This is a genomic window from Comamonas humi (assembly GCF_054782535.1).
Map to the genome: position 1 here is coordinate 515,348 of NZ_BAAGSH010000005.1, position 12,761 is coordinate 528,108.

Genomic DNA, 12,761 nt, shown 5'->3' on the forward strand with positions numbered 1-12,761 from the left:
TGAACAGGCCGAAGGAGACGGGGAATATGTTATTGTTGTGAGGGCCTTCGACCGCAGACCGCTATTTTAGCGCGAAACGCGATATTTATCTAACCCCTGATATGCCAAAACTATGGCAAAGGGGTTATACGGCCGCTTCCAGCACCGCCGCGAGCAGCACCTTGCGGCCTTCTCCAGCCAGAATGTTGTAGGTTCGGCACGCAGCCTGTGTGTCCATGGTCTCCACGCCCAGGCGCTTTCCCATCAGTGGCGCGAGCCAGGCCGGCGGCGGAAAGCGCAGCCGCTGGCCGCTGCCGAAAATGATGGTTTCCACCCCGAAATCGGCCAGCTGCGCGAAATGCTCGGCCCCCAGATCCTCGAAGCGGCTGCAATGCCAGTCGCGCAGCTCGCCCAGCGAACTCAGCACGATGCTGTGCGTGAGCTTTTCCTGGTCGACGGCGATCCAGCCTGGCCCATAGGCGGTGATGGTCTTGGTGTCGGATTTGTCAGGTTGAAACTTCATGTAAATGGCGGCAAAGGAGGGCGCGTGACAGCGAATGTGGGCGCTTTCATGGGTCTGCGCGGGAACTGTGGTCAAATTATAGGTTTCACCCCTTTCAAGCACTGGTCTTTGCCATGAAGTCGATCCACAAGTCAGCCAAGCTGAGCAACGTTCTCTACGATGTCCGGGGTCCTATCGTGGATGCGGCCAAGCAGATGGAGGACGAGGGCCAGAAGATCATCAAGCTGAACATCGGCAACATGGCCCCCTTCGGCTTCGATCCGCCGGAAGAGGTGGTGCAGGACATGGCGCGCAATCTGCCCGATTCCGCCGGCTATTCGGACAGCAAGGGCATCTTCGCGGCGCGCAAGGCCGTGATGCACTACACGCAGCAGCAGGGCATCGCCGGCGTGACGCTGGAAGACATTTACCTCGGCAACGGCGCCAGCGAGCTGATCGTGATGGCCACCAACGCGCTGCTCAACGACGGCGACGAGCTGCTGCTGCCCTCGCCGGACTACCCGCTGTGGACGGCGGCCACCAGCCTGTCGGGCGGTGTGCCGGTGCACTATGTATGCGACGAGGCCAACGGCTGGATGCCCGACCTGGCCGACATGCGCGCCAAGATCACGCCGCGCACGCGCGGCATCGTGGTGATCAACCCCAACAACCCCACCGGTGCGCTCTATAGCAACGAGCTGCTGCGCGGCATCGTGCAACTGGCGCGCGAGCACGACCTGGTGCTGCTGGTGGACGAGGTCTACGACAAGGTGCTGTACGAAGGCGTCAAGCACACGGCGATGGCCTCGCTGTCCACCGATGTGCTCACGCTCACCTTCAACTCGCTGTCCAAGGCCTACCGCTCCTGCGGCTTCCGCGCCGGCTGGATGGTGGTGTCGGGCGATAAGCCGCGCGCCCGCGACTACATCGAGGGCCTGAACATGCTGGCCAACCTCAAGCTCGGCTCCAACGTGCCGGGCCAGTGGGCCATCCAGACCGCGCTGGGCGGCTACCAGAGCATCAACGACCTCATCAAGGAAGGCGGGCGCCTGCGCCGCCAGCGCGACCTGGCCTATGAGCTGATCACGAAGATTCCCGGCGTCACCTGCGTCAAGCCGCAGGCGGCGCTGTACATGTTCCCGCGGCTGGACCCGGAGATGTACCCGATCGCGGACGACCGCCAGTTCTTCATGGAAGTGCTGCGCGCTACGCGCGTGATGCTGGTGCAGGGCTCGGGCTTCAACTACCCGGACAACCAGCATTTCCGCATCGTCTTCCTGCCGCACGAGGACGACCTGCGCGAGGCCATCAACCGCCTCGCGGGCTTCCTGGCCAGCTACCGGCTGCGCCACGGCAAGGCGGCCGCCTGATACTCATTTTTTAATAGCTGATGGCGCTCATGGACAGGGCGCTGAAGCCTTGTTTGACTGGTAATCTGATATGAAATCCATCCAAGTCGGCCTGTTGGGCATCGGTACGGTAGGCAGCGGCGTGTTCAGCGTGCTGCGCCGCAACCACGACGAAATCCGTCGCCGCGCAGGCCGCGACATCGAAATCACCATGGTGGCCGACCTGGACGAGGCCCGCGCCCGTGCCGTGGTGGGCGATTCGGTGAAGGTGGTGAACGACGCACGCGCCGTGATCGCCAACCCCGACATCGACGTGGTGATCGAGCTGATCGGCGGCTACGGCATCGCCAAGCAGCTGGTGCTGGAGGCGATTGCCGCCGGCAAGCACGTGGTGACCGCCAACAAGGCACTGCTGGCCGTGCATGGCACCGAGATCTTCAAGGCCGCCGCCGCCAAGGGCGTGATCGTGGCCTACGAGGCGGCCGTGGCCGGCGGCATCCCGATCATCAAGGCGCTGCGCGAAGGCCTGACGGCCAACCGCATCCAGTGGGTGGCGGGCATCATCAACGGCACGACGAACTTCATCCTGTCCGAGATGCGCGACAAGGGCCTGGACTTCGACGTGGTGCTCAAGGAGGCGCAGCGCCTGGGCTATGCCGAGGCCGATCCGACCTTCGACATCGAGGGCGTGGACGCCGCGCACAAGGCCACGCTGATCAGCGCCATCGCCTTCGGCATCCCGGTGCAGTTCGACAAGGCCTATGTGGAAGGCATCACCCGCCTGTCGGCGTCCGACATCCGCTATGCCGAGCAACTGGGCTACCGCATCAAGCTGCTGGGCATTGCCAAGCGCGGCGACAAGGGCATCGAGCTGCGCGTGCACCCCTCGCTGGTGCCGGCCAAGCGCCTGATCGCCAACGTGGAAGGCGCGATGAACGCCGTGGTCGTGCACGGCGACGCCGTGGGCACCACGCTGTACTACGGCAAGGGCGCGGGCTCCGAGCCCACGGCCAGCGCGGTGATCGCCGACCTGGTCGACATCGCCCGCCTGCAGGGTGCCGACGAGGCGCACCACGTGCCGGCGCTGGCCTTCCAGTCCAGCTCGCTGGCCGAGGCCGCGGGCGAGCTGCCCATCCTGCCGATGTCCGAAGTCATCACCAGCTACTACCTGCGCCTGCGCGTGGCCGACGAGGCCGGCGTGCTGGCCAAGGTCACCGGCATCCTGGCCGATGCCGGCATCAGCATCGACGCGCTGCTGCAGCGCGAGGCCGATGAGGTGGGTGGCGAAGGCTCGACCCAGACCGACCTGATCATCCTCACGCACGACACCCGCGAGGGCGACATGGACGCCGCGCTGGCGCAGATCCAGGGCCTGCCGTCGGTGCTGGCGCCGATCACCCGCATCCGCAAGGAAGGCCTGAACTGACCAGGCCCATGCGCCATCGCACCCGACCCGGAGCCATTCCTGTGCGGTGCGATGCGCGCACTCACCTTTCCAAAGGCTGGCGCCCCGTGGCGCTAGCCTTTTTCATGGGCGCCTCAAGCCTTGCAGGGGCCGCGCCCGTCGAGGTCTACCGCGGCACCCTGGGCCAGGCCGAGGTGGTGATGGAGTTGGGCGCGCCCCAGGCGGACGGCACGCGCACAGGGCGTTATTTCTACCTGCGCCACGGCGTGGACATTCCGCTCCGGGGTCGCCTGGACCAGCTGGCCGAAGCCCAGCCCTTGACCGGCGAGCTGCTGCAAAAGCGGGAGGCCGGCGCACCGGATGCGCCGTTGTTCCAGGACGCCGCGCAGCGGCAGGTCATCTGGCACGCCCGCCTGCAAGGCGATGCGCTGGCGGGCGAGTGGGAGGACGGTATCCGCGGCGGCAGGCTGCCATTCAGCCTTGGACGCGTTGCGCAATACGACCCCGAGAAGATCGCACCGCGAGGCGTGGAAGCGGTGACCCAGGCCATTGTGCAAGGCGCAGGCAGCGGAATTGCGGAAGGCGTCGCCATCAGCATGCAGGCCACGCCTTACGACTACCTGCGCGTGGCCCGCCCGCTGGAGCAGGGCAGGGAGGTGGTGGTGACCTCCAACCTGGCCTGGCGGCCCGTGCGCGATACGCGCACCCGGTTCTGGTATCCGCGCCTGACACGCCACCCCGACGCAGGCATCCTCGCCCAGGCCAATGCCCTGCTGGAGCAGCGCCATTGGGCCATGAGTTTGCAGGCGCTGGCCTGCAAGTCCTCCCTCTACGAGAGTACCGGCCCCGAGGCGGGGACGCTGGGCTATTTCGACCACGAGCAAATCAAGCCCAGCTATCTGTCCACCACCTTGATGAGCGTGACCGAGTCCGGCTCCCCTTCCTGTGGCGGGGCGCATCCCAACAACCATTTCGATCCGTTCACGCTGGATCTGCTGCGGGGCGGCTATCTGGATTTTTCGCGCCTGCTCAAGGGCTATCGCCATGGCCCGGAGGGCCGCGAATACAGCCCCCAGCTGGTGAGCTTCATCCGGAAGGCGGTTGCCAGCCAGCCCAAACCCCGGGATGACCATGAATGCACGGACCTGTTGCCCAACTACATGGCGCTGAGGTTCGAAGCGCCGGGCAAGCTCGGTTTCGTGATCTCGGGCATAGGCCATGCCGGGAGTGTGTGCCTTGGCAGCGGCGTGAGCCTGCCGTTTGGCAAGCTCAAGCCCATTCTCAAGCCCGAGGCTGCCCGCTATTTGTTCCCCCCGGCCCGATAGCCAACAGCCCGTGCGCGGGCCCGGCAATGCAAATGCGATGGCAGGGGGCGCTCGCTGTGACCGATAATGGAAGGCTTGGCGGCATGGCTGATGCCGCCGACCCGGGCGCACGGTGGCTGAGGCCGCTTGCATGGCAATGCAGGTCTCGAAGCGGCGGCGCACGCTCCGAATGCTGATTTTGACGAGTTCCTGATGCTGTATCTGTCCACCCGCGGTCACGCAGACCGCAAGCGTTTCTGCGACATCCTGCTCGAAGGCTTGGCGCCCGATGGCGGCCTGTACCTGCCCGAGCAATACCCGCGCATCGACGATGCCAGGCTGACCCAGCTGCGCGAGACGTTGGCCACCCAGGGCTATGCGGCGCTGGCGTACGAGATCCTGTCGCTGTACATCGACGATATTCCGGCTGACGACCTGCGCGCGATCTGCGCCAAGACCTATACGAAGGAAGTCTTCGGCACCGCCGCCATCGTGCCGGTGCGACAGCTCGAAGGCAACTTGCTGATCGAAGCTCTGTCCAATGGCCCCACGCTGGCCTTCAAGGACATGGCCATGCAGTTGCTGGGCAACCTGTTCGAATACGAGCTCAAGCGCCGCGGCGAGCAGCTCAACATCCTGGGTGCCACCAGCGGCGACACCGGCAGCGCTGCCGAATACGCCATGCGCGGCAAGCAGGGCGTGCGCGTGTTCATGACCAGCCCGCACGGCCGCATGAGCCCCTTCCAGCAGGCGCAGATGTTCAGCCTGCAGGACGAGAACATCCACAACCTGGCCATCGAAGGCGTGTTCGACGACTGCCAGGACATCGTCAAGGCGGTCAGCAACGACCACGCCTTCAAGGCGAAGTACAAGATCGGCACCGTCAACTCCATCAACTGGGCGCGCCTGCTGGCCCAGGTGGTGTACTACTTCGCCGGCTACCTGCAGGCCACCAAGGCGAACGCCGAGCAGGTCAGCTTCACCGTGCCCTCGGGCAACTTCGGCAACATCTGCGCCGGCCATGTGGCGCGCCAGATGGGCCTGCCGATCGCCAAGCTGGTCGTGGCCACCAATGAGAATGACGTGCTCGACGAGTTCTTCCGCACCGGCGTGTACCGCGTGCGCGGCGCGGCCCATACCTACGAGACCTCGAGCCCGTCGATGGACATCTCGAAGGCCAGCAATTTCGAGCGCTTCGTGTTCGACCTGGTGGGCCGCGACGGCGCGCGCACCAACGAGCTGTTCGCCAACGGCGTGGGCAGGCAGGGCGTGTTCGACCTGAGCCAGGACCCGGCCTTCCAGGACGCCGCCGCGCGCTACGGCTTTGCCAGCGGCAAGAGCACGCACGCCGACCGCCTGGCCACCATCAAGGACACGTACCAGCGCTTCGGCCAGATGATCGACACCCACACCGCCGATGGCGTGAAGGTGGCGCGCGAGCAGCTGCAGCCCGGTGTGCCGATGATCGTGCTGGAGACCGCGCTGCCCATCAAGTTCGCCGAGACCATCGAAGAGGCGCTGGGCCGCGCGCCCGAGCGCCCGGCGCAGTTCGACGGCATCGAGTCGCTGCCCAAGCGCGTCAAGGTGCTGCCGGCCGATGTGCAGCAGGTCAAGCAGTACATCGCCGCGCACTGCGACTGATTTCAAATAAAAAATGGCTCCAGCGCTTATGTAGAAAGCGCTGGTAGCTATCAATAATGGAGCGTGATATGCATGTGGTGTGCTTTGCGGGCTATTCGGGCAGCGGCAAGACCACCCTGATCGAACGGCTGATCCCGCTGCTGTGCCAGCGGGGGCTGCGGGTGTCGGTCATCAAGCACACGCACCACCGCTTCGACGTCGACACGCCCGGCAAGGACACCTGGCGCCACCGCGAGGCCGGGGCGCTGGAGGTGCTGGCCGCGTCCGACATGCGCACCGTGCTGATGCGCGAGAACACCCGGCCCCGCGAGCCCGACGTGCACCAGCTGATCGCGCAGCTCGACGCCTCGGCGGACTGGGTGCTGGTCGAAGGCTTCAAGCACAGCGACCTGCCCAAGCTCGAGGTCCGGCGCAGTGCAGCACTCTCCGACGACCGGCCGGCGCTGTACCCGCACGACGCCTGCGTGCAGGCCGTGGTCACGGACCTGGCGCTGGCCACCCGCCTGCCGCTGCTGCCCGTCGACGACCCGCAGGCCGTGCTGCACTGGCTGCTGGCGCGGGCCGACGCATTTGCCTACACACCGCCCTGCGTCTTCGCCGGCGATGTCGCCTGAAAGGAAACCCATGTCGAACCCCACCCGTCCTCCGTTGAAGCCGCTGCAGCAGGCCTGGGAAGAGCTGCTGGCCTATGCCGTGCCGCTGGCCGCGCCCGAGCTGGTGCCGACGCACGAGGCCGACGGCCGCGTGCTGGCCGAGTCCATCCGCGCCGAGCTGCAGGTGCCGCCGCAGGACAACAGCGCCATGGACGGCTACGCCGTGCGCAGCGCCGACATCGCGCAGGCTGGCATCGCGCTGCCTGTCAGCCAGCGCATCGCCGCCGGCGACAACGGCCAGCCGCTGGCCGCCGGCACGGTGGCGCGCATCTTCACCGGCGCACCCATTCCGCCCGGCGCCGATGCGGTGGTGATGCAGGAAGACACCGCGGCCCAGCCCGATGGCGCGGTGGCCTTCAACGCCGTGCCCACGGCTGGCCAGAACGTGCGCCGCGCGGGCGAGGACATTACCCGCGGCGCCGAGATCCTGGCCGCCGGCACGCGCCTCACGCCCGCCGAGCTGGGCCAGGCCGCCAGCGTGGGCCGCGCCCAGCTGCTGGTGGCGCGCCGGCCGCGCGTGGCGCTGCTGTCCACCGGCGATGAACTCATCATGCCGGGCGAGGTCGCGCCGCAGGACATGCGCCCCGGCAGCATCTACAACAGCAACCGCTTCTTCCTGCGATCGCTGCTGGTGCGCCTGGGCTGCGAGGTGCACGACATGGGCAACGTGCCCGATTCGCGCGAGGCCACCGTGGCCGCGCTGCGCGAGGCGGGGGCGAGTTTTGACCTGGTGCTGACCAGCGGCGGCGTCTCGGTGGGCGAGGAAGACCACATCAAGCCCGCCGTGCAGCTGCTGGGCCAGCTGCACCTGTGGCAGCTGGCCATCAAGCCGGGCAAGCCCTTTGCCTACGGCACCGTGGGCCAGGCCCATTTCATCGGCCTGCCGGGCAACCCGGTGTCGAGCTTCGTCACCTTCTTGCTGCTGGTGCGGCCCTTCGTGCTGCGGCTGCAGGGGCTGTCGCAGCTGGAGCCGCCGCGCGTGGCCATGCGCGCCGACTTCGACTGGGCGCGGCCCGACAAGCGGCAGGAATTTCTGCGCGTGCGCCGCAACGCCAACGACGGGCTCGACCTGTACCCGAACCAGAGCTCCGGCGTGCTGACCTCGGTGGTCTGGGGCGATGGCCTGATCGACAACCCCGGCGGCGGCACCATCCGCCGCGGCGACACGGTGCGCTTCATCCCGTTCGCGGAGCTGCTGGTATGACGACACGCATCACCGTGCGCTATTTCGCGTCGATCCGCGAGGCCGTGGGCACCGGCAGCGAGCCGCTGGCCACGCAGGCGGCCACGCTGGGTGCGCTGCGCGATGAGCTGATCGCCCGCGGCGGCGCCTACGCCACGGCGCTGGCGCGCGGCAAGGCTGTGCGTGTGGCGCTGGACCAGACCATGTGCAGCGAAGACGCGGCCCTGGCCGACGGCGCCGAGGTCGCGTTCTTCCCGCCGGTCACGGGCGGCTGAGTTCCAACTCCTGCGCCGCCGCCAGCGCGGCGATGTGCGCGGCGCAGCTGCTGCTCGCGGCCTGCATCGGTGCGCGCAAATGCGGCTGCATCTGGCCCCTAGCGGCCAGCAGCGCCTTGATCGGCGCCGGGTTGGGTTCGGCGAAGCAGGCCTCGGCCACCGGCTGCAGCGCTTGCCACAGGCGCCGGGCGCCGGGCAGGTCGCCCTCGGCCACACAACGCATCATCTGCACGAAGCTCTGCGGCTGCCAGTGCGCGCTGGCGGCGATGGCACCATGGCCGCCCAGCGCCAGCGTGGCGAGGATGTGCGCGTCCTCGCCGGCCAGCACCTGCAGCTGGCCGTCGGCGATCAGCGCCTGGGTCTTGGCCGCGTCGGCGCCGCAGTCCTTGAGGGCGCGGATGTTGGGGTGCGCGGCCAGTTGGCGCAGCGTGGCCAGCTCCAGCGTGGCGGCGGTGCGGTACGGGATGTCGTAGACGATCAGCGGGTGGGCGCTGGCCTCGGCAATGGCCGTGAACCACTGCAGCAGCCCCTGCTGGCACGGGCGGATGTAGTGCGGTGCCGCCACCAGCACCCCGGCCAGCGGGCGCGAGCCGAAGGCGCGCACGCGCGCCAGCACATGGCCCAGGTGGTAGCCCGACAGCCCCATCGCCACGCGCAGCCGGGGTGCTGTGCTCTCCACGGCTTGCAGCACGGCATCGAGCACCTCGTCCTGCTCGGCGTCGGACAGCGCAGCGGCCTCGCCGGTCGAGCCGCAGACCACGAGGCCGGCAATGCCGCTGGCGGCCAGTTGGGCCACCAGCGCCTTCAGCGCCACATGGTCGATGCCGCCGTCGGCGTGGAAGGGGGTGACCAGCGGGATCCACAGGCCGGAGAAATCGGGGGAGACAGAAGTCGCAACAGACATGGCTTTCCTTTTCGAACGCAGTGATGACCGACCAATCCATCCGGATGGGCGCGGAGTCAGGGCTGCGAGAAAGGAGGGGGGAAGTCTGTGCTTGCCGGCTGCCGGGTTCCGTCGCTCATCTGGACGGAACCACAGCTCCGGTCAGACGAGCTGGGATTTTTTGGCTTTGGCTGCCACCGCGCATGCCGGTGCCGCCGCGCGGATGGCGCAGGGGTGTTGGCAGAAGGTGGCGGACGCAAGCATGGGCGGCAGTATAGCGAAAAGGGCTCAATCGCCGCTTGCGGGTAATTCCGGGGATTTCCAGTCCAGCAGCTCGGCCAGGCGCAGCACCACCCAGCGCGCCTCGGGGGCAGAAACGCCCGAATCGGCGCCGCTCAGGCCCTGGTGGATGCTGAGCAGGATGGCCGATTCGGACGGCGCGCTCTGGAAGTACAGCAGCTGCGCCTGCTCGACCAGCGCATTGGCCAGGTCCTCGCACAGCTCGTAGCGGGCCTGCAGCTCGGCGAGCGGCAGGCGCAGGCGGCCGTGGCGCTCAGCATACAGCGCGATGAAGGAATCGGGGATGAAGAGCTGGCTATCGGAGGACATGGATTGCTATTGAATATATAGCTGCTTGCGCTTGATGGTATTTGTCTGGAGGCTGATTTTATTCAAATCACGGTGTGAAGCGCTTCTCGAAGCGGGCGATGTCGGCTTCCAGCTCGAAGGTCACGACCTGGCCCATCTTCTTGTCCGACTCGCGGCAGGCGGCGAAGACGCTGGTCTTGCCCTGCAGGTCCATGGCGGGGATGTCGATGATCGCGTAGGGATGCGGCACGAAGAGGTGGAACTCGAACACCTCGCGGTGCCGGTTGCGCGGGTTGGGGTAGAGCAGGTAGCCGTGGGCGCTGAAGGTCTGGGTGGCCATGGTGGGAATCGGGTGGAGAACGGCATAGTGTGCCGCAGACCGGTTCATACTAGGGCCTGTAGCGCTTTTTTTGACCTGCCATGTTCCATTCCCATATCGCCATCCAGACCGCCGACTTCGACGTGAGCCAGGAACTCGCGGCGCTGCGGGCGGGCGATGCGCGCATCGGCGCCGTGTGCTGCTTCGTCGGCACGGTGCGCGACCGCAACGACGGCAGCGCCGTGGCCTCGATGGAGCTGGAGCACTACCCGGGCATGACGGAGAAGTCCATCGCCGGCATCGTGGCGCAGGCGCGCGAGCGCTTCGAGATCTACGGCGCTCGCGTGATCCACCGCGTGGGCCTGCTCGCGCCCGAGGCGCAGATCGTGCTGGTGGCGGTGTCGTCTGCGCACCGCGGCCAGAGCTTCCTGGCCTGCGAATACCTGATGGACTACCTCAAGACCCAGGCGCCGTTCTGGAAGAAGGAGCAGACCCCCGAGGGCGCGCGCTGGGTCGATGCCCGGGTCTGCGACGACGAGGCGCTGGCGCGCTGGGAACAGAGCTAGGCCCGCGGCAGCAGATCCAGCTCGGCAGCGCTAGGCAGAAAGCTGCCGTTCCACACGGCCGCGGCCGGGATGGGGTTTTTGGTGGCGTAGGCCTTGGCCACCTGCTCGGCCATCTTCTGCAGCCGCTCGGGGCGCAGGCGGCCAAAGCCTTCGGCGCGGGCGCCGGCGCTGTCCACAGCGGTTTCGATGGTCAGCTTCAGGCGCTTGACTTCGAGCGGCACATTCACCAGGCCGTCCTTGGCCTTCATCGAGGCGATGGCGGCCTCGGGTTGGGCCACGGCCTCCTTCATGCCCCGGGCGAAGGCCCGCAGAAAGGCGCGCACCGCCTCCGGCTTTTCGGCGATCAGCCGGGGGCTGGCGATGATGACGTTGCCATAGAGCTGCACGCCATGCGTGGCGTAGGGCAGCACCACCACGTTCTCGCGCGGGATGCCGCGTGCCTCCAGGTTCAGCAGGCTGGTGAAGGTGTAGCCGGTGACGGCATCGAGGTCGCCGCGCGCCAGCATGGTTTCGCGCAGCGGCGGGTCCATGGTGGACCACTGCACATCGCCCACGCCATTGGCCTGGGCAAAGAGGGGAAAGCTGCGGCGGCCCGCGTCGAAGATGGGGGCGCCGAGCTTGCGGCCCGTCAGGTCGGCGGCCTTGGTGATGCCCGACTTTTTGAGCGCCATGACGGAGGCGGGCGTGGTGTTGTAGATCACCATGATGGCCACGGGCTTGATGGGCGCGTCGGGGTTGTTGGCGTGGAACTCCATGAGCGCCGCCAGATCGGCGAAGCCCAGGTCGTGCGTGCCCGAGGCCACGCGCTGGATGGCGCCGGCGCCGCTGGCAGCCTCGACGCTGACGTTGAGCCCCGCTTCCTTGAAATAGCCCTTCTGCTCGGGATGCACGAAGAAGGCGGCGGGCCCTTCGAAGCGCCAGTCGAGCTGGAACTTGAGCGGCACGGGTGGCTGGCCGGCGGCGCGCGCCGCGGGCGTGGACGGAAGGGCCAGCAGGGCCAGCGAAGACTGCAGGAAGCGGCGTTTTTTCATGGTCGGGATGGACAGTGGGTGACCTCCCTGGCAAAGCAAGAGCGATGCCAACGGCTGCGGGGCAGGGGGCACCTTCCTGGTGCAAGCCGCAGGCACGCGAATTGCAAACGTGCTGTCTGGCGCATGCAAAGGAGGCGCCCGTACATGACCGAGATCGATTTCGCCGGGTTGGACACCCATGCCCGCTACAAGCTCATGGCCAGCCTGATCGTGCCGCGCCCCATCGCGCTGGTCACCACGCTGGGCGCGGATGGCACGGTGAACGCGGCGCCCTTCAGCATGTTCAACATGATGGGTGAGGACCCGCCGGTGGTCATGCTCAGCGTCAACAAACTGCAGGCGGGTGCGCAGAAAGACACAGCGGCGCACATCCTGCGCACGCACGAGTTCGTGGTGCACATCGTCGACGAGGCCATGGCCGCGGCCATGCACCGTTGTGGTGACCGGCTGCCGGTGGACCGGAGCGAACTGGACTACGCCGGGCTGGCGGCAGTGCCAGCGCGGAGCGTGGCGCCGCCGCGCATCGTGCAGGCGCCGGTGGCCTTCGAGTGCGTGCTGCACGAGACGCTGGAGACCGAGAGCCGCTACGTCTTCATCGGCCGTGTGCAATGGCTGGCCGCGCGCGAGGGGCTGGTGGACACCGAGCGCTGGCGCGTGCGCCTGCAGGAGTTCTTTCCCGTGGGCCGTTTCGGGGCGAGCTTCTACGTCAACTGCCGCGAGCGCTTTGCCATCGAGGCGCACGAAGGCCGGGCGGCCGTGCGCAGCGGTGGTGCAAGCACAGCCATCGATGAGATGTGAGGACCCTGCATCGCGTTGGCGCGCATCCGCATGGGCACCAGGCATCAGGGCGTTCATGTACCAGAATTCGGCCCAAAAGCAAAAGACGGTACAATAGACAGGTTGCAGTTAATTGCTTACCTTCACTGCAACAAGGTCTGACAATGGGCAGCGGTTCCCCAACACCGCACTCCTGAAACCACCGCGCCCCGCAGAGGCCGCTTTGGTGGTCAACTTTCTCCCTACGGCAAGCCCTACACCGGTCGGTCTCCGCACCGCACCCTGACTGCCCATGCAGCACTGTGC

At 67.1% G+C, this 12,761-nt stretch carries 14 protein-coding genes; 9 read left to right on the top strand and 5 right to left on the bottom strand.

Annotated features, from left to right (window positions below):
- Positions 1–124: 124 nt before the first annotated feature.
- Entirely contained in the window at positions 125–502 is a 378-nt protein-coding gene (locus ACYVKR_RS06665) for an Mth938-like domain-containing protein (RefSeq protein ID WP_460480084.1), read from the bottom strand.
- A gap of 113 nt (positions 503–615) precedes the next feature.
- On the opposite strand from ACYVKR_RS06665, the gene ACYVKR_RS06670 reads away from it, so the two are divergent.
- The 7 genes from ACYVKR_RS06670 to moaD all read left to right on the top strand — a co-directional run bounded on the left by ACYVKR_RS06670 (position 616) and on the right by moaD (position 8,291).
- On the top strand, positions 616–1,851 hold the full coding sequence (locus tag ACYVKR_RS06670) for a pyridoxal phosphate-dependent aminotransferase (RefSeq protein ID WP_460480016.1): 1,236 nt from the start codon (positions 616–618) through the stop codon (positions 1,849–1,851).
- 70 nt (positions 1,852–1,921) lie between these two features.
- Positions 1,922–3,256 carry a homoserine dehydrogenase gene (locus ACYVKR_RS06675; protein WP_460480017.1) on the top strand — a complete coding sequence of 445 codons (1,335 nt, stop codon included), beginning with the start codon at positions 1,922–1,924 and terminating at the stop codon, positions 3,254–3,256.
- 8 nt (positions 3,257–3,264) lie between these two features.
- Positions 3,265–4,560 (top strand): hypothetical protein, encoded by a 1,296-nt coding sequence (locus ACYVKR_RS06680; protein WP_460480018.1) that lies wholly within the window; start codon positions 3,265–3,267, stop codon positions 4,558–4,560.
- A 192-nt stretch (positions 4,561–4,752) separates the two neighbouring features.
- The gene (thrC, locus tag ACYVKR_RS06685; protein WP_460480019.1) at positions 4,753–6,180 is read left to right on the top strand and encodes a threonine synthase; all 1,428 of its coding nucleotides are present in this window, start codon (positions 4,753–4,755) and stop codon (positions 6,178–6,180) included.
- A gap of 68 nt (positions 6,181–6,248) precedes the next feature.
- Positions 6,249–6,794 (top strand): molybdopterin-guanine dinucleotide biosynthesis protein B, encoded by a 546-nt coding sequence (gene mobB / locus ACYVKR_RS06690; protein WP_460480020.1) that lies wholly within the window; start codon positions 6,249–6,251, stop codon positions 6,792–6,794.
- A gap of 10 nt (positions 6,795–6,804) precedes the next feature.
- Positions 6,805–8,037: a molybdopterin molybdotransferase MoeA gene (locus ACYVKR_RS06695; protein ID WP_460480021.1), complete on the top strand. Its 1,233-nt coding sequence runs from the start codon at positions 6,805–6,807 to the stop codon at positions 8,035–8,037.
- A complete protein-coding gene (gene moaD, locus ACYVKR_RS06700; RefSeq protein WP_460480022.1) occupies positions 8,034–8,291 on the top strand; it encodes a MoaD/ThiS family protein in 258 nt (85 codons plus the stop codon). The genes ACYVKR_RS06695 and moaD overlap by 4 nt, the downstream gene beginning before the upstream one ends.
- Here moaD and dapA read toward each other — a convergent pair.
- From dapA to ACYVKR_RS06715, 3 genes are all read right to left on the bottom strand, one after another.
- Positions 8,278–9,195 (bottom strand): 4-hydroxy-tetrahydrodipicolinate synthase family protein, encoded by a 918-nt coding sequence (gene dapA, locus ACYVKR_RS06705; RefSeq protein ID WP_460480023.1) that lies wholly within the window; start codon positions 9,193–9,195, stop codon positions 8,278–8,280. The genes moaD and dapA overlap by 14 nt on opposite strands.
- Positions 9,196–9,462: 267 nt before the next feature.
- Entirely contained in the window at positions 9,463–9,783 is a 321-nt protein-coding gene (locus ACYVKR_RS06710) for a hypothetical protein (RefSeq protein ID WP_460480024.1), read from the bottom strand.
- A gap of 67 nt (positions 9,784–9,850) precedes the next feature.
- Positions 9,851–10,102, bottom strand: a complete 252-nt coding sequence (locus ACYVKR_RS06715) for a hypothetical protein (protein WP_460480025.1) — start codon at positions 10,100–10,102, stop codon at positions 9,851–9,853.
- An 80-nt stretch (positions 10,103–10,182) separates the two neighbouring features.
- Here ACYVKR_RS06715 and ACYVKR_RS06720 point away from each other — a divergent pair, with 80 nt between their 5' ends.
- Positions 10,183–10,647: a molybdenum cofactor biosynthesis protein MoaE gene (locus tag ACYVKR_RS06720; RefSeq protein ID WP_460480026.1), complete on the top strand. Its 465-nt coding sequence runs from the start codon at positions 10,183–10,185 to the stop codon at positions 10,645–10,647.
- Here ACYVKR_RS06720 and ACYVKR_RS06725 read toward each other — a convergent pair.
- On the bottom strand, positions 10,644–11,678 hold the full coding sequence (locus ACYVKR_RS06725) for an ABC transporter substrate-binding protein (protein ID WP_460480027.1): 1,035 nt from the start codon (positions 11,676–11,678) through the stop codon (positions 10,644–10,646). The genes ACYVKR_RS06720 and ACYVKR_RS06725 overlap by 4 nt on opposite strands.
- Positions 11,679–11,822: 144 nt before the next feature.
- Between ACYVKR_RS06725 and ACYVKR_RS06730 the strand changes: the two genes are divergently transcribed.
- Positions 11,823–12,476, top strand: coding sequence for a flavin reductase family protein (locus tag ACYVKR_RS06730; RefSeq protein ID WP_460480028.1), 654 nt, complete (start codon positions 11,823–11,825; stop codon positions 12,474–12,476).
- Positions 12,477–12,761: the final 285 nt, after the last annotated feature.